Annotated in this window: 14 protein-coding genes and 1 pseudogene; 7 read left to right on the top strand and 8 right to left on the bottom strand. The window is 74.2% G+C overall.

The window, feature by feature from the left end:
* Positions 1–116 precede the first annotated feature (116 nt).
* Together QYM41_RS01965 and QYM41_RS01960 are read left to right on the top strand one after the other, a co-directional pair.
* Positions 117–806 carry a hypothetical protein gene (locus QYM41_RS01965; protein WP_368798048.1) on the top strand — a complete coding sequence of 230 codons (690 nt, stop codon included), beginning with the start codon at positions 117–119 and terminating at the stop codon, positions 804–806.
* 107 nt (positions 807–913) lie between these two features.
* Positions 914–1,966, top strand: a complete 1,053-nt coding sequence (locus tag QYM41_RS01960) for an LLM class flavin-dependent oxidoreductase (protein ID WP_368798047.1) — start codon at positions 914–916, stop codon at positions 1,964–1,966.
* A 42-nt stretch (positions 1,967–2,008) separates the two neighbouring features.
* Here the strand turns inward: QYM41_RS01960 and QYM41_RS01955 are convergent, their stop codons facing one another.
* From QYM41_RS01955 to QYM41_RS01945, 3 genes are all read right to left on the bottom strand, one after another.
* Positions 2,009–3,400: a sensor histidine kinase gene (locus tag QYM41_RS01955; protein ID WP_368798046.1), complete on the bottom strand. Its 1,392-nt coding sequence runs from the start codon at positions 3,398–3,400 to the stop codon at positions 2,009–2,011.
* A complete protein-coding gene (locus QYM41_RS01950; RefSeq protein WP_368798045.1) occupies positions 3,397–4,062 on the bottom strand; it encodes a response regulator in 666 nt (221 codons plus the stop codon). Before QYM41_RS01950 ends, QYM41_RS01955 begins: the two co-directional genes overlap by 4 nt.
* A gap of 155 nt (positions 4,063–4,217) precedes the next feature.
* Complete coding sequence (locus tag QYM41_RS01945; RefSeq protein ID WP_368798044.1) at positions 4,218–5,171, bottom strand: AfsR/SARP family transcriptional regulator; 954 nt, start codon at positions 5,169–5,171, stop codon at positions 4,218–4,220.
* Between the two features lie 244 nt (positions 5,172–5,415).
* Between QYM41_RS01945 and QYM41_RS01940 the strand changes: the two genes are divergently transcribed.
* The 4 genes from QYM41_RS01940 to QYM41_RS01925 all read left to right on the top strand — a co-directional run bounded on the left by QYM41_RS01940 (position 5,416) and on the right by QYM41_RS01925 (position 10,189).
* Positions 5,416–5,964: a hypothetical protein gene (locus QYM41_RS01940; RefSeq protein ID WP_368798043.1), complete on the top strand. Its 549-nt coding sequence runs from the start codon at positions 5,416–5,418 to the stop codon at positions 5,962–5,964.
* A 133-nt stretch (positions 5,965–6,097) separates the two neighbouring features.
* Positions 6,098–7,906: a multicopper oxidase family protein gene (locus QYM41_RS01935; protein WP_368798042.1), complete on the top strand. Its 1,809-nt coding sequence runs from the start codon at positions 6,098–6,100 to the stop codon at positions 7,904–7,906.
* Positions 7,903–8,394, top strand: coding sequence for a signal peptidase I (gene lepB, locus QYM41_RS01930; RefSeq protein ID WP_368798041.1), 492 nt, complete (start codon positions 7,903–7,905; stop codon positions 8,392–8,394). Before QYM41_RS01935 ends, lepB begins: the two co-directional genes overlap by 4 nt.
* Before the next feature lie 100 nt (positions 8,395–8,494).
* Positions 8,495–10,189, top strand: coding sequence for a peroxidase family protein (locus QYM41_RS01925; protein WP_368798040.1), 1,695 nt, complete (start codon positions 8,495–8,497; stop codon positions 10,187–10,189).
* A 525-nt stretch (positions 10,190–10,714) separates the two neighbouring features.
* Here QYM41_RS01925 and QYM41_RS01920 read toward each other — a convergent pair.
* From QYM41_RS01920 to QYM41_RS01910, 3 genes are all read right to left on the bottom strand, one after another.
* Positions 10,715–12,667 carry a hypothetical protein gene (locus tag QYM41_RS01920; RefSeq protein ID WP_368798039.1) on the bottom strand — a complete coding sequence of 651 codons (1,953 nt, stop codon included), beginning with the start codon at positions 12,665–12,667 and terminating at the stop codon, positions 10,715–10,717.
* A gap of 200 nt (positions 12,668–12,867) precedes the next feature.
* Complete coding sequence (locus tag QYM41_RS01915; RefSeq protein WP_368798038.1) at positions 12,868–13,443, bottom strand: cysteine hydrolase family protein; 576 nt, start codon at positions 13,441–13,443, stop codon at positions 12,868–12,870.
* A 272-nt stretch (positions 13,444–13,715) separates the two neighbouring features.
* Positions 13,716–14,228 carry a hypothetical protein gene (locus tag QYM41_RS01910; RefSeq protein WP_368798037.1) on the bottom strand — a complete coding sequence of 171 codons (513 nt, stop codon included), beginning with the start codon at positions 14,226–14,228 and terminating at the stop codon, positions 13,716–13,718.
* A gap of 214 nt (positions 14,229–14,442) precedes the next feature.
* Between QYM41_RS01910 and ppc the strand changes: the two genes are divergently transcribed.
* On the top strand, positions 14,443–17,259 hold the full coding sequence (gene ppc / locus QYM41_RS01905) for a phosphoenolpyruvate carboxylase (RefSeq protein WP_368798036.1): 2,817 nt from the start codon (positions 14,443–14,445) through the stop codon (positions 17,257–17,259).
* 33 nt (positions 17,260–17,292) lie between these two features.
* On the opposite strand, the gene QYM41_RS01900 is transcribed toward ppc, so the two are convergent.
* Both QYM41_RS01900 and QYM41_RS01895 read right to left on the bottom strand, forming a co-directional pair.
* Positions 17,293–18,546, bottom strand: a complete 1,254-nt coding sequence (locus tag QYM41_RS01900) for an ABC transporter ATP-binding protein (RefSeq protein WP_368798035.1) — start codon at positions 18,544–18,546, stop codon at positions 17,293–17,295.
* 82 nt (positions 18,547–18,628) lie between these two features.
* Positions 18,629–18,919 (bottom strand): annotated as a pseudogene (locus QYM41_RS01895) (ABC transporter transmembrane domain-containing protein); the annotation flags it as partial.
* Between the last annotated feature and the right edge of the window lie 109 nt (positions 18,920–19,028).

The raw sequence follows: 19,028 nt of genomic DNA, 5'->3' as shown, positions 1-19,028 counted from the left end.
CGCCGGTGACGCCCCGGGCCCCGTCCGCACCGGACGGGGCCCGGGGCCGCCGCGGGCAGGCCCTACGCTGGATCCGGACCGCCCCACTCCGTACCGACCCAGCCAGGAGCCGCACCGTGTTCAGCCACCCGCCCGCCGACCGTCCCGGCACCTCCGAGCCCGTGGTGCCGGGGGACCCCGCCCTGGACGACCGGTGGCGGGCGGCGACGGCCGGCTGGCGCCCGTCCTCGATCCGCCCCTCGACCGTCCGCTCGGGCGAACCCGACCGGACCCGGGCGTGGGTGCGCCACGCCTGGGAGGCCCTCGAGGCGGCGGCCCCCGGACCGGCCGACGGCGACGCCCCGGCCGGCCGGCGGGTGCGCGACCTGCTGACCGTGGCCGCGCTGTTCGTCCTCCAGGAGCGCTTCCTGGCCGTCGCCGCCGGCGAGCCGGTCCCGGCCGGGGCGCCCGACCCGCGCCGGGACGGGGCTCCCCTGGCCGAGGAGGAGGTCCTCACGGTCGTGCGGCGGACGTGGGAGATCGACCCCGCGGAGGCGGGGACGGACGGGTTCGCGGCGGAGCTCACCGGTTTCCTGCAGGACCACCTGGACGAGCTCGCGGAGGAGGTCCGCGAGCGGCTCGTGGACCTGCGCGGCCCCACCCTGGTGTTCGCGGAGCTGTGGAGCCTCGAGCACGTGGACGAGCTCGAGCCCGCCGACCAGGAGGGGGCCCCGCCGTTCCCGCTCTCCACCGACGACATCGCGTGGATCGTCAGCGGGGTCCCCGGCCCCGAGAAGCACACCGCGTGGGAGTGGCTCACCCGCTGAGCCCCCGGCCCCGCCCGCCACGTCGGCCCCCGCGGTCCCGCGGAATAAGGACGCCCTCCGGCGACTTTTATGGATGCATCCACAAAATCGGGAACGAGGAGCTCCGCATGACCATCCAGCTCGGCCTCAACACCTTCGGCGACCTCTACCCCGGGCCGGACGGGGAGCTGCTCAGCGGCGCGCAGGTGATCCGCAACGTCGTGGCCGAGGCCGTGCTGGCCGACCGGGTGGGCCTGGACTTCTTCGGCGTCGGGGAGCACCACCGCGAGGACTTCGCGGTCTCCTCGCCCGAGACGGTGCTCGCCGGCATCGCCACCGTCACGGAGCGGATCCGCCTGGGCTCCGCGGTGACGGTGCTCAGCTCGGACGACCCGGTGCGGGTCTACCAGCGCTTCGCCACCGTGGACGCCCTCTCCTCCGGCCGCGCCGACGTCATCCTGGGCCGGGGTTCCTTCACCGAGTCCTTCCCCCTGTTCGGCTACCCGCTGGACGAGTACGAGGCGCTGTTCGAGGAGAAGCTGCAGCTGTTCGCCCGGCTCCGCACCGAGGGCAGGATCGACTGGGAGGGCCGTCTGCGCGCGCCGATCCAGGGCCTGGAGGTGTACCCCAAGACCGAGGCGGGCGCGCTGCGCACCTGGATCGCCGTGGGCGGCTCGCCCAACTCGGTGGTGCGCGCCGCCCACTACGGGCTGCCCGTGATCTTCGCGATCATCGGCGGCAGCCCGGCCGCCTTCGCGCCCTTCGCCGACTACTACCGCCAGGCCCTCGAGCACTTCGGCCAGGAGCCGCAGCCGGTGGCCTTCCACTCCCCGGGCTACGTGGCGGAGACCGACGAGCAGGCCCGCGAGGAGTTCTTCCCGCACCAGGCCTACACGCACGCCCGGATCGGCAGGGAGCGCGGCTGGGGCCGGCTGACCCGGACGGAGTTCGACGCGATGTGCGGGCCCGAGGGCGCCTACTTCGTGGGCTCGCCGGAGACGGTCGCCCGCAAGATCGTGCGGTCCTCGACGGCCCTGGGCGCCTCCCGCTTCGACCTCAAGTACGCCGTGGGCACCCTGGACCACGCCCGGATGAGCCGCAGCATCGAGCTGTTCGGCACCGAGGTGCGCCGCTACGTCGAGGACATGACCGCCGACCTGCCCGAGACCGCCACCGCGTAGACCCGCTCCCGCGGCCGCCGGCTCCGTGCGGGGGCCGGGCGCTCAGAACCGGCGCGTGACCGCGTCGTGGGGGAGGGTGACCAGCACCGTGGTCCCCACTCCGGGCCGCGAGCTGAGCTCGAGGTCGGCGCCGGCGGCGTCGGCGATGTCCCGCATGATGCGCAGCCCCAGGTGGCCCTCCGGCGAACCGAGGGAGTCGTCGAAGCCCGTGCCGTCGTCGGTGATCGACATGACCGTGGCCCCGGGCCGGACGTCGAGCAGCAGCCGGACCGTGGACGCGTGGGCGTGCTTCGAGATGTTGGCGAACGCCTCCCGCGCCACCTTCAGGAACATCCCCTCCTGCTCGGGCGTGAGGAACACGGTGGGCCCGATCTGCACGGAGGTGTCGACCCCCCGCTGGGCCAGCGGGTCCGCGAGGCGGGCCAGGGCCTTGGGCAGCCCGAGGGTCAGCAGGTCCGGGGAGTACAGGGCGGTGGTGATCCCGCGCAGGGTCCGCAGGCTGCCCTGCAGGATCGACCGGGACCGCCCGAGGGCGCTGCGCTGCTCCGGGACGGCCGCCGTCATCTCCTGGGCCTCCAGGGAGTAGGACAGCCCGGCCAGCTCCTGGATCACGTCGTCGTGCAGGTCCCGGGCCACCCGCACCCGTTCCAGCTCGGCGGCGTCCACGGCGTGCTGGAGCAGCTGCGCGCGCGCCGAGCGGTGGGCCTGGAGCCGGCGGGCGAGGCCCACGGCGGGGGCCAGCTGCGCCAGCTGGAACAGGACCAGGATCAGCAGCAGGGCCGGGGCCATGCCCATCAGCACGGAGCGCTGCTCGTCCCGCACGATCGAGTCGTCGTAGTACGCCTCGAAGACCAGCTGCTCACCGCCGGCGGGGACGAACCCCACGTAGACCTCGACGAGCTGCCCGGCGCCGGACTCGTGCGCGTTCTCCGCCTCCTGCTGCTGCTCCACGGTGGCGACGCCCTCGCCCCGGGAGACGAGGTCGTCCTCCCAGGAAGGAGGGCCGTAGTTCTGCCCGATGAGCTCGTGCTCGTCGGAGTAGACGACCGTGCCGGACGTGTCCCAGATCTTGATCCGGCGGATGGTCCCGTCGTTGAGCCAGGGCTGCAGCCGGACGTCCAGCTGGGCGGTGGCGGCGGCGTCGCCTGTGAGCAGCTCGTCGGTGATCAGGGGCGCCACGGCGTAGTTGGCCAGTCGTTCGGTGATGTGCAGGACGTGCTCCACGGCGTGCTCCTCGGCGACGGCCCGGACCCACCACGTCACGGGGAGCACGGCGGCGAGCAGCACCACGAGCCCTGCGAGCAGGAACCTCCGCACCGCCGAGCGCACCTCGGAGCGGTCGGTCGCCGGCGGCGGCGGCGTGACCGGCCAGTCGGCGAGCAGGGCGGCGGCCTCGGGCGAGGCGCGGTCCGCGCGCGTGAGCAGGCGCCTCATGGCTGAGCCGTCAGCAGGCCGAGCCGGGAGGCGACCGCGACCGCCTCCAGCTGGGAGTGGGCCCCCAGCTTGGACAGGATCGTCTTCACGTAGCCGCGGCACGTGTTCGGGGTGATGTCGAGCAGCCGGGCGTTCGCGCACACGCTGTGCCCCTGGGCCATGAGGTGCAGGACCTGCAGCTCGCGCCGGGTGAGGGCCGGCGCCCCGGCGCCCGGACGGCGGCCGGGCTCCGTGGCGGCGAGCAGGGACGGGTGGACCGCCATCGTGCCGCAGCGGGCGCTGCGGATCGTCTCGAGCAGGGTGGCCAGCGAGCCGTCCTTCGGCAGGAAGGCGCAGATCCCGGTGGCCGCCGCCGCCTCCAGCACGTGCTGGGTGGGGTCCCCGGTGAGCATGACGATCCGGGTCCCGGGGCGGTCCTGCAGGATGCGGGCGGAGGCCGTCACGCCGTTGCCGCCGGCGAGGTGGTAGTCCATGACCACCACGTCGGGCCGCAGCGCCGCGCACAGGCGCACGCTGGACTCGACGTCCGAGGCGACGCCGACGCTGTGCAGGTCCGGTTCCTGGCTCAGGGCGCCGGTCAGCAGCTCGGCGAACGTGGTGTGGTCGTCGACCACGAGGATCGAGGTGCGCGCGGCGCGCCCGTCTCCGCTCTCAGTGCCCATCCCGGACCAGCCCCCCGGCAATCCCCCTACTACGTATCGGTAGTATGGCGATCGCAAATAACGGGGGGCAAGCCGGGGACTGTACCCACTTCGGGGGGTGACCAGGGAGGACGCCCTGCGGCACCGCGGGGCGTGCGCCCGCCGGGCCGGGTCGCTCACGCGGCCGCGCCCACGGATCGGCCCAGGAAGGCCTGGAGCACGGAGGCCGCCTCCTGCCGGGCGAGGGGGGCGCGGGTGCCGGGCATCCAGTCCGCGTCGCCGAGCTGGCCGTGGAGCACCAGCAGGGCCGTCAGGACCTGGCCGAGCTCGCCGCTCGTCTCGGCCGTGGCCCGCAGCATGCGGGCGTACGAGTCCTGCAGCGCCGTGGCCGGGGCGCAGCCCAGCTCGCGGGCCAGGGTCCGCCGGCACTGCTCGTAGGCCTGCAGGCCCTCCACGGGGCGGCCCGAGCCCTCCAGCCCCAGGACCAGCACCGTCCACGCCCGCTCCTGGAGCACGTCCTCCACGAGCGCGGCCCGCGCGTGCCGCACGGCCTCGTGGTGGAGCCCCAGCCCGAGGGCGCACTCGGCGGCCGAGACCCGGGCCTCGAGCACGCGCGCGGCGTGCACCTCGCGCTGTCGCTCCGCCCACTCGCACCGCAGCTCGTTCTCGAGCAGCGGCGCCGACGCCCGCTCGAGCGCCTCGCACCACAGGGCGTAGGCCTCGTGCGGGCGGCAGTGACCGGCGCGCTCCACCGCCCGCTCGAACCGGCGGAGGTCCAGGTCCACAGCCTCGGCGTCCATGACGTACCCGCCGTTGGCGGTCCGCAGCGGTCCCTTCCGGCCCGCTCCGGGCTGCAGCCCGCGGCGCAGCACGCTGACATAGCTCTCGAGGTTCTGCAGGGCGGCGGCGGGCGGCCGGTCCCCCCACAGGAGCTCGACGAGCCGGTCCTTGGACACCGGCGTGCCCAGCTGCAGCAGCAGGATCTCCAGGATCTGCCGCTGCTTCGGGCCGCCGAGCTCCTGCGCCGTCAGCACGCGGTCCCCCCGGCGCACCTCCAGCGGTCCCAGGACGCGCACGGTCAGCCGCACGCCCGGTCCGCTCGTTCCCCCACCATCACCTGTCGTTGCCACGGGTCCCCCTTCCCGAAAGTGAACTCCAGTGTGGGGTGTCTCCCCGCCTCCGGGTCAGCCCCCTGCGGGGGGTCTCGCACCCCCCAAAAATGGGGGTCGGTGCCGGCGCCCGGCTCCGGAGCAGCGCGGCACCGGACCCGGGGACGTCATGCATGACGCCGTGTGTCCTACCCGGCCGGCAGCCCCGGAGGCGTGGCTGCCGGCCGGCAACTTTTCTCCAAGGTCGGCTCCTCATCGTGCTGGCATGACCACTTCCGCCACGCTTCCGACCTCCGGCGCCCCCGCCCCGGCCCGCCCCGCGGGCCGCGGCTCCCGGCGCTGGGTGGTGCCCGCCGTCTTCCTCCTCGGCCTGCTCGGGGTGCTGGGCGGCGCGGTGCTGGGCCAGGACGAGGAGCCGGGCGCCCCGCTGGGCGCGGTCGCCACCGTGCCCGGCGGCCTCGCCCGCGTCAACGGCGTCCTGCCGGAGGAGCCGGAGCCCGGCGCGCCGGCCGCCGGGGACGGTACCGCGGAGGACGGCACCCACCGCGTCCGGGTCCTGCTCGAGCTCACCGCGCTCGAGTCCGGCGGCGTCGACTTCGATGCCGCCGACTGGGAGGTGGAGCGTCTCGGCGGCGAGTCCTCCCGCGTCCTGCACGCCTCCGTCCAGGACCAGGCACTCGCCCAGGGCGGGGTGCTGCGGACCGAGCTCCTCTTCGAGGTCCCGGACCGGGCCCTCGAACTGACCCTCGAGGGCCCCCGCAGCGCACGCCTGTCCCTCGGGACCGACCACCACCGCGGTGGTGGTCCCCGGTGACCCCCGGCACGACCCCCAGGGTGCCAGCCGCCGCGACCTCCGCGGCACGGCCGGCCGTCCCCGCCGCTGCGGTGCGCAGCGCGGGGCGCGGATCCGGCCCGTCGTCGTCCTGCCAGCTCGAAGGAGTACTCCGATGACCGTCTCGAGAAGAAAAGTCCTGCTGCTCGGCGGACTGGGTGCGCTGGGGGCCGGCGCGCTCGCGGTGCCCACCCGCTCCGTGGAGGCCAAGTCCGCCAGCGAGCTCCGCGACGCGGACATGCCCCGGCCGTTCCGCACGCCCTTCGTCCAGGCGCCGGTGCTGCAGCCGCACGCCCGGTCCGTGGACCCGGCCGACGGGCGGCCCGTGCACCACTACGTGGTGACCGAGCGCGCGGCCCAGGCCCAGATCCTGCCCCGGGTCGGCCTCACCACGCCCATCCTGGGCTACAACGGGATCTTCCCCGGGCCCACGATCAGCATCGACCGGGGGACCAAGGCCGTGCTGCGGGTGCGCAACCAGCTGCCGTCCGTGCACCCCCTGGACGGGCACATCCTGTCCACCTCCACGCACCTGCACGGGTCCGCGTCCCTGCCGCAGTACGACGGCTACGCCAACGACGTCACGAACCCGGGCTTCTACAAGGACTACTACTACCCGAACTTCCAGCCGGCCCGGACCCTCTGGTACCACGACCACGGGGTGCACTACACGGCGCTCAACGCGTACTCCGGTCTCGCGGCGCAGTACCACATGCACGACCCCCTGGAGCGGGAGCTCCTGCCCCAGGGCCGCTACGACGTGGCCGTCACCGTCTCGGACGCGATGTTCGCGGAGGACGGCTCGCTCGGCTACGACGACAACAGCCACTCCGGGCTGTGGGGGGACGTCATCCTGGTCAACGGGCGCCCCTGGCCCGTCATGCAGGTGCAGAAGCGCGTCTACCGGTTCCGGGTGCTCAACGCGTGCATCTCCCGGTCGCTGCGCCCCACCCTGAGCACGGGCGACCCGATCGCGGTCGTCGCCACGGACGGCGGCCTGATGCCGAGCACCCAGTTCGTGAACAACTACCGGCACGCCGGGGCGGAGCGCTACGAGCTGCTCATCGACTTCCGCAAGTACCGCACCGGGCAGCGCGTCGAGCTGCGCAACCTCTCCAACGACAACAACGTGGACTACGACTACACCCACCAGATCATGGCGTTCGACGTCGTCGACGAGCCCGTCGACACCTCCGACCCCACCTGGAACCGGATCCCCGCGCAGCTGGACGGGCACAACGAGGTCATGGCGCTGACGGCGGGCCAGTCGACGCGTACCCGGCACTTCGAGCTGGACCGCACCAACGGGCTGTGGACCATCAACGACGTCACGTGGCAGGAGGTGGTGGCCAGCGGCTACAAGAAGGTCGCGGCACAGGTGGACGTCGACGCGGTGGAGATCTGGGAGTTCGAGAACAACTCCGGCGGCTGGTACCACCCGTTGCACATCCACCTCATCGACTTCCAGGTCCTCAGCCGCAACGGCCGGGCCGCGTTCAACTACGAGCGCGGCCCCAAGGACGTCGTCTACGTGGGCGAGGGCGAGACCGTCCGGCTGCTCATGAGGTTCGGCCCCCACAAGGGCCGGTACATGATCCACTGCCACAACCTCTCCCATGAGGACCACGACATGATGGTCCAGTTCCGGGTGGGGCTGGGGGAGGACGACCCGGACCCCTGGGACCCGATGACGGCCGCGCCGGCGCAGTGGGACGACGGCTCCGCCCCCGCTCCCTATCCGAGCCCCTCCCCGAGCCCCTCGCCGAGCCCGACCGAGAGCGCCTCGCCCTCGCCGTCACCCTCGCCCACCGCGAGCCCGACGCCCACGGCGAGCCCGACGCCCACCTCCAGCCCGGCCCCGAGCCCGACGCCGACCAAGCCGGCCAGGGGCAAGGGTGGCGGCGGGAAGCCGGATCGCCGGTGACCGTTGCGCCGACCCGGGGGCGGACGACCGCCGCGGTGCTGCTGGGCGCCGCGGCGGTCCTCGCCTGCCGGCTGTGGCTGGTCGAACCCCTGCTCGTCGGCTCCGACAGCATGGAGCCCACGCTGCCGGAGGGCGGGGTGGTCCTGCTGCTGAAGGCGGGCGCGCCGGAGCAGCGGGCCGTCCCGGGCTCCCTGGTGGTCTTCGCGGACCCGCAGGACGGCCGCACCACGGTGAAGCGGGTCGTGGCGGCGGGGGGCCAGACCGTGGCGATCGAGGACGCCGTGCTGGTGGTCGACGGGAAGGCGGTCCCCGAGCCCTTCGTGGACCACAGCAGGATCGACGCCACCTGGTTCGGGCCCGTTACGGTCCCCGCGGGACACCTCTTCGTGCTCGGCGACAACCGGTACCCGTCCGTGGACTCACGCGACTACGGGGCCGTGCCCGCCTCCTCCGTCGAGGCGACGGTGCTGCTGCCCCGCACCCCCTGAGCGGCGCCCCGGACACGATCCAAGACTTTTCCAAGAGCCCATCTATTCACTGGAGCAAACACCGTGCCCGCCGCGGCGGGCCGTCCCGGAAGGACGCACCATGGAAGCCCAGCACCCCGCCGTCTGCCCCGCGGCTCCCACGACGGGCGGACCCGGCGTCTCGCGCCGCGGCATCCTCACCGGGCTGGCGGCCGGGCTCGTGGCCCTGCCCGCCGTGGATGCCACGGCGGCGCACGCCGCCCCGCGCCGGCCGGCGCCGACCCCCGCGGGCGGCGTCCTGTCCCGCGGCACGGGGCACGGGACGGGTGAGCTGAGAGGCTCCCAGATCGCGGTCACGGCCGGCCGGAAGGCCGAGGGGCGCTTCGGCGTCATGTTCCCGAAGCTGCCGGCCTTCGCGCCCGACGACGCGCTGCTCGACGCGCTCGCGGAGCGGATGATCGACCGGACGCCGCCGCTGTCCGACGTGTCCCTGAGCAACGACGGCTTCGACAACCCCGACATGCCCGCGGGCTTCGCCTACCTGGGGCAGTTCATCGACCACGACATGACCCTCGACCTGACCCCGATGCCGGAGCAGGACCAGGACCCGAAGGCCCTGGTCAACTTCGACACCCCCTTCTTCGACCTGGGCTCCGTGTACGGCAGGGGCCCGGGGGCCGACCCGCAGCTCTACGACCCGGCGGACCCGCGGCGGATGCGCATCGGGGTCACACCCGACGGCCGCCCCGACCTGCCGCGCCACGCGGACGGAACGGCGGTCATCGGCGACCACCGCAACGACGAGAACCTGATCGTCGCCCAGCTCCACCTCGCGTTCCTGCAGGCGCACAACCGGTTCGTGGACTCCGGGGCGTCCTTCGAGGAGGCGCAGCGGCTGCTGCGCTGGCACTTCCAATGGCTCATCGTGCACGACTTCCTGCCCCACGTGGTCGGCCGGCCTCTGGTGCAGAGCATGCTGTCGGCGGGTAGGGCAGGCTCCGTGGCTGTGGACCGCCGCTTCTACAAGCCGGGCAACCCCGCCCGCCCCATGATGCCCATCGAGTACTCCGTGGGCGCCTACCGGTTCGGCCACTCCATGGTGCGGGCCGAGTACGAGATGAACGACGAGGTCACCATCCCGTTCTTCGGCTCCCCGGGCCACGACCTCCGCGGCTCCCGCCCCATCCCCTCGACGGCCCGGGCCGACTGGAACTACTTCTTCGAGATCCCCGGCATGAGCGCCCCGGACGACCGCAACATGACCCGGCTCATCGACACGAAGCTCGCACTGCCGCTGTCCGAGCTGCCGCCCACCGTGGTCAAGCACGTCGACGGGGCCATCCTCAACCTGGCCCGGCGCAACCTGCTCCGCGGCAAGCGGCTCGGGCTGCCGGCCGGCCAGGACGTCGCCAGGGCGATGGGGGTCACGCCGATCCCCAACGACCGGCTGGGGCTCACGGAGCGCGGCTGGAACGGCAGGGCCCCGCTGTGGTTCTACGTGCTGAAGGAGGCCGAGCTCCTGGGCGGCCGCACCCTGGGCCCGGTGGGCGGGCGGATCGTCGCCGAGGTGATCCTGGGGATCCTCGCCCTGGACCGGACCTCGTTCCTCAACGCGGACACCCCCTGGTCGCCGGCGACGACGCCCTTCGCGTGCGGGGACTTCCTGCGCCTGGCCGGCGTCGCCCCGGGTGAGTTCCCCGGGGCGGAGGAGCCCGAGGGCGAGCTGCCCGAGGCCGAGGCGCCGGAGGCCGAAGCGCCCGAGGACGAGGCGCCCGAGGTCGAGGCCCCGGAGGCCGAGCTGCCCGAGGGGCTCTGACCGGCCCAGGACCTGACCGACGCGGGTCCTGACCGACCCGGGTCCTGACCGGCCCAGGGCCTGACCGGCCCGGGTCCTGACCGGCCCGGGCCTCCCACCCGCCCCGCGCCCGGGCGCGCCGGGACGGACACCATGGAGGCATGACCTCCGCCTCTCCGGGGCCGCGTCCCCCACCACCGACCGGCGGGCCGTCCTGCACCGGCGGCCGCGCCGGTTCGTGGCCGGCGCCATCGCCGACGACGTGCTCGAGGCGGTCAACGCCCTGTCCGCCGGGACCATCGCCTTCTCCGCGGCGCTGATCGGCTCCGGCCTGGACCCGATCGCGGAGGTCTTCTCGGCCGCACTGCCGGTGGGTCAGGACGTCTGGCGGTGGACTCCTGCTGCGTCCCCGCCCCCTTGCGCCGGACATCGGGCCGACGCCCGGAGTGCGCCGCCGCCCCGGACACCGCGGCACGCACAAGGGCCGGCCCGCGCTCCGAGGGGGTCGGAGCACGGGCCGGCTGGGAGGAATGCTGCGTCAGATGCTCACCGGTTGCTGACCACCCCCCTCGCCTCTCCGCCGCGGGTGGACTGCACGAGCACGTTCGAGATCTGCCGGCCCGGGCCGGGCTTGGCCCGGTACTCCCAGTTGCCGAGCGAGTCCACCTGGGCGGAGCCGATCTTCACGGGCGTGGCCGAGGTCGTGTCGTAGATGTTCACCGACGTGGCCGGGTTCAGCAGGGTGGGCGCTCCGGGGACGAGCGCCGTCCCCAGGATCCGCAGTTCCTTGCCGGTCCGGTGCCGGGAGGCCGTCGCCACGGTCACCTCGTCGTCGCTGCGGAGCGTGATCGTCGCGGGCTCGCTCGCGACCCCCGCGGCGTTGGTGACCACCAGCTGCAGGACCGGGTCCTCGTCCAGGGCCTTCGGCTGCGTGTCGGCGATCGAGGTGAAGAGCGGCACCATGACCTTGGGCTTGGCCACGGTGGTGTCGCTGAACGCCACCTCGGGCCCGCTGAGCTGGGTCCACGCGTAGCTCACCGCGTTCGTCGACCCGCTGCCGTCCAGCTCCGTGGCCATCCCGCGGGCCACCGAGCCCGGCAGCGCGGCGACGGCCGCGGTGGCCGCGGGCTGCTCGACGTCGGGGTTGTCCGGGGTGGTGCCGTCCGTGACGGGACCGGGATCCGGCTGCGGCTCGATCGGGTCCTCACCGACCGGGGAGGCCTCCCCGCCGGTGACCACCACGGGCACGGTGGTGCTGCTCGTGCCCGTGGTGGAGACCGTGGCCTCGACCGGGGGAGCGGCCGTGGCGAACGAGCCCGTGAACAGGTTCGCCGTGCCGGTGGCCTCGAGCGCACCGAAGCCGGCGACCTCCGGGACGGCCCCGGACGAGGACGTCGCCTCGACGGTCAGCACGGACCCGTCGTAGGTCGCGGCCGTGGCGACCGAGACGTCGGTGACGGCGACCTCGGCGCTGCTGACGGGCTTGTCCCCGAGGTTCCGCACCGTCACGCTCGCCGGTGCGGTGCCCGTGTACGCGATCCGGGCGTAGGCCCGCTCCGAGTCGCCCTCGTCCTTCTCCATGGGCGTGGTGCTGAAGACGCCGTCCTGGCCGACCACCTCGAGCTGGTCCCCGCGGCTGGTGGCGAAGACGTCGATGTAGCCGTCGCCCAGCACGGCCCGGTCGGCCTGCACGCCCGTGTTGGTGGAGAGCTTGCCCATCACGGAGAACAGGTCGTTGCGGGAGGTGGCGCCGTCCGCCGTCGCCACCTCGAAGAAGTTCGTGCCGAGCGGGCTGCCCGTCACGGTGTGCTCCACGTCGGGATTGCCCAGGTACCCCTCGGGCGCCCCGCTGTCCCACTGCAGGAACGGCCCGACGTCCCCCTTGAGCGGGGTCTGGAAGTTGCCGACGGCCGGGGAGACGTCCTCGACCAGGCGGCCGCGGCCGCGCTCGTCGGTGTCGACCGTGACCGTGCCGTAGGGGTGCGTGAACGTCAGGGTGGTGTTGGGCGCGGCGCCGTCCACGTCGATGCGCTGGCGGGAGAAGACCACCTGGTCCCCGGCCACCGGGTTCTCGTTGGCGAAGGCGGCCTCCAGGGCGAGGGTGAGCACCGCGTCCCCGCCCCCGGGGATGGCCACCTCGGAACCGGCGAGCATGTAGAACGCCTCGCCCGGGAAGTTGTCCGGGAAGGAGATGGGCTTGAGGGGGTCGGGAACGTCCCCGGGCAGGAAGGCGCAGAGCGGGTTGTCGGCGTCCAGGCACAGTTCCGTGCGGACCTTGCTGCTGTCCTCGTACCAGGCGGGGAACCCGTGCTCGCTGTTCACGGGTCCCACGGCGGTCAGCCCGCCCGGGTTGCGCTGGACCACCTCGGTCGCCGCGACCGAGGCGCTGAGGCCCGTGGCGCCCAGCACGAGTGCGGCCGCCGCGGCGACCGTGCGGCGTCCTCGCGGACGCTGTGGCGGGTCCCGCAGCAGTTCGCGGGGACCGGAGGGGGTGTTCATGGTGTCTCCTCGAGTAGTGACGGTGCTGATAGCGCGAATATGCAAAGTCACACTTGAGAAAACCCTGTGGCGTCGATCCCGGCCGTGGACCGGGGCGGAACCGGGCGGGGGACGGCCGCGACGCGGAACGTCACGCCGCAGCCGGCGGCCGCTCAGCCCTGCGACCGCTCAGCCCGGCGGTCACTCAGCTCTGCGGTCGCTCAGCCCCGCAGCCGCGCGACGGCGTCGCGCTGGTCGAGGAGGTCCTGGCGCATCTCGTCCTCGAGGAACGCCAGCAGCGCCCGGGACAGGTCCGAGTTCTCGGAGGCCACGGCGTCCCGGGCCACGGCGGCCCGGAAGTCGTGGGCGAACGCGTCCATCGCGGTCTGGGCCACGCAGCTGTGCGTGGAGATCCCGCACAGCACCACGTGGGTGGCGCCCAGATTGCGCAGACGGGCCGCGAGGTCGGTGCCGAAGAACGCGCTGTCGCGGGTCTTCACCAGGCCCGTGCCGCCCTCGGTGTCGAGGCCGGCCACGTAGGCGGCCTGCTCCGTGCCGGGGAACGCGAAGCCCTGCCCGTCGTCGTGCATGTTGACGGTCCACGTGGAGCGGTCCCGCTCGTGCTGGGTGCGGATCAGCACGATCGGGCAGCTGCCCTCGCGGGCCGCCCGGATCAGCTCGTTGACCTTCTCCGTCACGGACTCCCGCTGCTCCTCGAGCTCGGGGAAGTCGAAGTACGAGTTCTGCATGTCGATGACGAGCAGGGCGGTGCGGCCCTGCGCTGGGTGCTGGCTCAATGCGTCCTCCCGGGTCGGGGAGCCGCCACGGAGGATCCGGGCAGCTCCCGTGGGCATCCATCTGATCAGGGAACTTACTACCAGTGGGCCGCCGGCTCCACCCGGGCGGGCACCGCCCGGCCTCGGGCCGACCGGCGCCGCGCACCGAGGTGGTGTGCCGTGGTCTGCGCACTGCGCACCGCGGCTGCGCACCGCGCTGCGGCGGCGTCCCGCGCGGGACGGCACGCGCGGCGACGGCACGCTGCGGGCGCCGCCGGGCACGCCGTGGGCGCTCAGCGCAGCGCCGCGCGCACCCCCGGGTGCCCCGCCACCACGAGCCACCCGACGTTGACCGCCACGAGGGCGGTGGTGCTCAGCCCGGGCAGCAGGTGCCCGCTCAGCAGGAACACGGCCAGGTCGAAGAGGTCGCCCAGCACGGCCAGGGAGCAGAAGACGAGCCCCAGGACCCAGCCCCACTGCAGCTGCTCGCGCAGCGGGAACCAGACGAGGGCGTAGAGCGCGGTGGTCAGCACCACGCCGAACAGGGTCAGCGCGGTGGCGAACCCGCTCCCGGGCAGCCCCGGGACGCGCACCATGTCCTCCATGCCCGGCAGCAGCGTGCTGGGCCCGGCGACCGCCTGCACGAGGGAGTCCGTCACGTTGACCGCGAGCGAGAGCAGGGTCAGCCGCAGCAGCAGCCTCAGCTGGGGAGTCGTCGGCGGCCGGGACGGGACCGGTGCGGCGCCGCGTCCGCCGGGCGGCGGCGGGAGCGGCGGGCCACCGGGGCCGTGCGGGGTCTGGCTCATGGGTGGTGCCTCCCTGACGCGTGCGCGGTGTGCTCACCGCCGAACCTACCGTCCCCGGCCCGGCCGGGCACGGGCCCGCCGGTCCCGTCCCGGGGACCGGCCCCGTGGGACGTGGATCACCCGGGGTAGGGTGGCACGGTAGGCACCGACGGCGCGACCGCTCGTCGGTCGTGCGCGCCGGCGTGACGACCGACAAGCCAGGAGCAGCCGCGACATGACGACCCAGCACGACCGCCCCGCCGCCCCCGACCGCCACCGCGCCGAGGTGATCGACGCGCCGCTGCGCGCGGACGTCCGCCGCATCACGACCCTGCTGGGGGAGACCCTGACGCGCCAGCGCGGCCAGGACCTCCTGGACCTCGTCGAGCAGGTGCGCCGGCTCACCAAGGACGCGAAGGACGCCAAGGCGTCCGGGACCGACGACGCCGCGGGACAGGTCCGCGACCTGCTCGGCTCCCTGCCCCTGGACCGGGCGACGGACCTGGTGCGGGCCTTCGCCCACTACTTCCACCTCGCCAACGCCGCCGAGCAGGTGCACCGAGTGCGCGTGCTGGGCGGCCGCCCCGAGGACCAGGGGTGGATCGCCGCGGCCGTCACCGACGTCGCGGCCGAGGCCGGGCCCGAGGCCCTGCGGGAGGCCGTGGGCCGCCTCGACGTCCGGCCCGTGTTCACCGCGCACCCCACCGAGGCCTCCCGGCGCTCCGTGCTGACCAAGATCCGGCACCTCTCCGACATCCTGGCCCGCGAGACCCCCGAGGGCTCCGCCGCGCGCCGCAGCCAGGACCGGCGCCTCGCCGAGCTGATCGAGCTCCTGTGGCAGACCGACGAGCTGCGCCAGAACCGCCCCACCCCGCTCGACGAGGCCCGCAACGCCCTCTACTACCTGCGGGAGGTCCTCACCGAGACCATGCCCGTGCTGCTCGCCGACCTCGAGGACCAGCTGGCGCAGCACGACGTGCACCTGCCCGCCGGCCCCCCGCCGCTGCGCTTCGGGTCCTGGATCGGCGGGGACCGGGACGGCAACCCCAACGTCACCCCGGAGATGACCCGCCGCGTCCTGCAGCTGCAGGGGCAGGCGGCCGTGGACATCGCCCTGGGCTTCCTGGACGTGCTCGTCTCCCGCCTCTCCTCCTCCACCGCGATCGTGGACGTCGACCCCGAGCTCCGGGAGTCCGTGGAGCGGGACGTGGCGCACCTGCCCGGCCTGGACCCGCGGGTGCTCGAGCTCAACGCGCAGGAGCCGTACCGGCTCAAGCTCACCTGCATCAAGGCGAAGCTCATCAACACCCGCCGCCGGTTCGCCGAGGAGAGCGCCCACGAACCGGGCCGCGACTACCGGAGCACCGTCGAGCTCGTGGCCGACCTCGACGTGGTGGCCCGCTCGCTGCGCCACCACGCGGGCGAGCTCGCCGCCGGCGGCTCGCTCGCCGCGGCCACCCGCACCATCGCCGGCTTCGGCCTGGGCCTGGCCACCCTCGACGTCCGTGAGCACGCCGACGCCCACCACGAGGCCGTGGGCCAGCTGCTGGACCGGCTGGGGGAGCACGAGCAGCCCTACGCGGACCTGGACCGCGCCGCGCGCACGGCGGTGCTCTCCGGGGAGCTCGCGGGCCGCCGCCCGCTCGCCCCGGCGGGCCTGGCCACGGGTGCCGTCCACCTGGAGGGCGACGCGGACCGGACGTTCGCGGTGTTCCGGGAGATCGCCCGGGCGCAGGAGACCTACGGCGAGGAGATCGTCGAGACCTACATCGTGTCCATGACCCGCGAGGCCGACGACATCCTCGCCCCCGTGATCCTGGCCCGGGAGGCCGGGCTGGTGGACCTCACGGGCGCGCAGGACCGCGCGAGCCTGGGCTTCGCCCCGCTGCTGGAGACCGTCCAGGAGCTGCGCCGCTCCGCGGAGGTCATCGACGAGCTGCTCTCCGACCCGGCCTACCGGCGGGTGGTCGCCGCCCGCGGGGACGTGCAGGAGGTCATGCTCGGCTACTCCGACTCCAACAAGGAGTCCGGGGTGATGACCAGCCGGTGGGAGATCCACCGCACCGAGCGCCGGCTGCGGGACGTCGCCGCCCGGCACGGGGTGCGGCTGCGCCTCTTCCACGGCCGCGGCGGGTCCGTGGGCCGCGGCGGAGGGCCCACCCACGACGCCATCCTGGCCCAGCCCAGCGGCGTCCTGGCCGGTGAGATCAAGTTCACCGAGCAGGGCGAGGTGATCAGCGACAAGTTCTCCCTGCCGGCGCTGGCCCGCGAGAACCTGGAGCTGTCCCTGGCGGCCGTGCTCCGGGCCACGGCGCTGCACCAGGACCCGCGCTCCACCGAGGAGGAGCTGGACCGGTGGGGGGAGGTCATGGACGTGGTCAGCGACGCCGCCTTCGCCGCGTACACGGGCCTGGTCGAGGACCCGGACCTGCCGGAGTACTTCCTGTCCGCCACCCCGGTGGAGCAGCTCGGCGCCCTGAACATCGGCTCCCGCCCGGCCAAGCGCCCGTCCTCGGACAAGGGCCTGTCGGGACTGCGGGCCATCCCGTGGGTCTTCGGCTGGACCCAGTCCCGCCAGATCGTGCCGGGCTGGTTCGGCGTGGGCTCGGGGCTGCGCGCCGCCCGCGAGGCGGGGATGGAGCAGGACCTGCGCACCATGCTGGAGCGCTGGCACTTCTTCAGCTCCGTGATTTCCAACGTGGAGATGACCGTGGCGAAGACCGACCTGGAGATCGCCGCCCACTACGTCCGGGCGCTCGTGCCGGAGCGGCTCCAGCACGTCTTCGAGATGATCCGCCGCGAGTACGAGCTCACCCTGGACGAGCTCGCCCGGCTCACCGGCCAGGAGGAGCTGCTGGACGGCAACCCCACCCTCAAGCAGACCCTCGAGGTGCGGGACCAGTACCTCGACCCCATCTCCTACCTGCAGGTCGAGCTGCTCCGCCGGATCCGGGAGCAGGACGCCGCGGGGCAGGAGGTCGACGAGGGCCTGCAGCGCGCCCTGCTCATCACGATCAACGGGGTCGCCGCCGGCCTGCGCAACACCGGCTGAGCGCCCGGGCACCGCGCCCGGCGGCGACGGGCCTCAGACCAGGAGCTGGTGGCGGGCCAGCTCGCGGTAGAGCGCGGAGGTGCGCAGGAGCTCGCCGTGGGTGCCCACGGCGCTCACACGGCCCCGGTCGAGCACCACGATCCGGTCGGCGCCGGCCACGGTGGACAGCCGGTGGGCGACGACGAGCACCGTGCGCCCGGCCGCCGCGGAGCGGATCGCCGTGTGCAGGGCCTGCTCGTTGCGGGAGTCCAGGCTGGCGGTGGGCTCGTCGAGCAGCAGCACCGGGGTGTCCGCGAGCAGGGCACGGGCGATGGCCAGGCGCTGGCGCTCCCCGCCGGAGAGCCCGGCACCGTCGTCCCCGACCACGGCGTCCAGCCCCTCGGGGCGGGCCTCGACCCGCTCCCGGAGGTTGACCGCGTCCAGCACCGCCAGGCACGAGGCCTCGTCGGCCCCGGGGGCGGCGAGCAGGAGGTTCTCCCGGAGGGTTCCGGCCAGCACCGGCGCGTCCTGCTCCACGAGCCCGATCCGGGACCGCAGCTCGGCCCGGGACACGGAGCGCACGTCGGTGCCGTCGAGCCGGACCGTCCCGTCGTCGGGGTCGTAGAAACGCTCGGCCAGGGCCAGCAGGGTGGACTTCCCGGCCCTCGACGGGCCGACGACCGCGGTGGTCGATCCCGCCGGGACCGTGAAGCTGACCTGGTCGAGCACGGGGCGGTCCGTGCGGTACCCGAACGTGACCCGGTCGAAGACCAGCTCGGCCGGGCGGCGGGCGGCCGCCGCGGCGGGCCAGGTGCGGGGCGCCGTGCCGGTGACGTCGTCGTCCGCGTCCTCCCGGGGGAGGTCCAGGATCTCCTGGATGCGGCCCAGCGCGCCCAGGGCGGTGCGGACCGTGGCGACGGCCGAGAAGAACCGGCCCAGGGGCATGACCATCATGAAGAGGAACAGGATGAAGGTCACCAGGTCGGCGACGGCCAGGGCGCCGGAGGCCACCCGGTAGCCGCCCACGCCCAGGACCGCGAGGAAGGACCCCTGGACGGCCAGCCCGCTGATCGGCCACAGCACGGCCCCGACACCGGCCACGCGGACCCCGAAGCCCCAGGCCGAGACCGCCTCCGCCTCGAGCCGCACCACCTCGCGCTCCGTGGCCCCGCCGGCGCGGATGGTGCGCACCGCCGACACGGCCCGCTCCACACCGGCGGCGAGCCGGCCCACGGCCTCCTGGGCCGAGCGGGTGAGGGACTGGATCCGTGCCGAGGCGACCACCACGGCGGCCACGGCCACCGCCACGACGCTCAGGGTGGATCCCCAGCAGCAGCGGGTCCAGCACCGCCATGCCGACCAGGGCACCGGTGAAGACCAGGGTGCCGCCGAGGGCGTCCACGAGGCCGCCGGTCAGCGCGGACCGCACCATGGTGGTGTCCGAACCGACCCGGGAGACCAGGTCTCCGGTCCTGCGGGCGTCGTGCTCCCGCACCGGCAGGTGCAGCAGCTGGGCCACCAGCCGCCGCCGGGCCGAGAGCACCACGCCCTCGGCCGTGCGCTCGAGCAGGTACTGCTGCACGGCGCCGACCAGGCCGGCGCCGATCACCAGCAGCACCAGGACGGCCACCTCGGGCGCCAGGGACCGGCCGGTGCCGATGGATCCGATGACCCGGTTCACGACCACGGGCTGCGCCAGGGACAGCCCGGCCCCCAGCACGGACAGGGCCACCACCACGCCCAGGACGCCGCGGTGCTCCGTGAGGTAGCCCGTCAGGTCCCGCACGCGT

The sequence above is a fragment of the Kocuria oxytropis genome, assembly GCF_040981195.1.
GTDB lineage: Bacteria > Actinomycetota > Actinomycetes > Actinomycetales > Micrococcaceae > Kocuria > Kocuria oxytropis.
The sequence above is the reverse complement of the archived record's forward strand: the minus strand, read 5'-3'. Positions and strand labels throughout refer to the sequence as shown.

Coding starts and splice junctions, on each gene's coding strand:
- QYM41_RS01950 (WP_368798045.1), bottom strand. CDS start 4,062: ATGGGCACTGAGAGCGGAGACGGGCGCGCCGCGCGCACCTCGATCCTC.
- ppc (WP_368798036.1), top strand. CDS start 14,443: ATGACGACCCAGCACGACCGCCCCGCCGCCCCCGACCGCCACCGCGCC.
- QYM41_RS01910 (WP_368798037.1), bottom strand. CDS start 14,228: ATGAGCCAGACCCCGCACGGCCCCGGTGGCCCGCCGCTCCCGCCGCCG.
- QYM41_RS01925 (WP_368798040.1), top strand. CDS start 8,495: ATGGAAGCCCAGCACCCCGCCGTCTGCCCCGCGGCTCCCACGACGGGC.
- QYM41_RS01935 (WP_368798042.1), top strand. CDS start 6,098: ATGACCGTCTCGAGAAGAAAAGTCCTGCTGCTCGGCGGACTGGGTGCG.
- QYM41_RS01955 (WP_368798046.1), bottom strand. CDS start 3,400: ATGAGGCGCCTGCTCACGCGCGCGGACCGCGCCTCGCCCGAGGCCGCC.
- QYM41_RS01960 (WP_368798047.1), top strand. CDS start 914: ATGACCATCCAGCTCGGCCTCAACACCTTCGGCGACCTCTACCCCGGG.
- QYM41_RS01920 (WP_368798039.1), bottom strand. CDS start 12,667: ATGAACACCCCCTCCGGTCCCCGCGAACTGCTGCGGGACCCGCCACAG.
- QYM41_RS01940 (WP_368798043.1), top strand. CDS start 5,416: ATGACCACTTCCGCCACGCTTCCGACCTCCGGCGCCCCCGCCCCGGCC.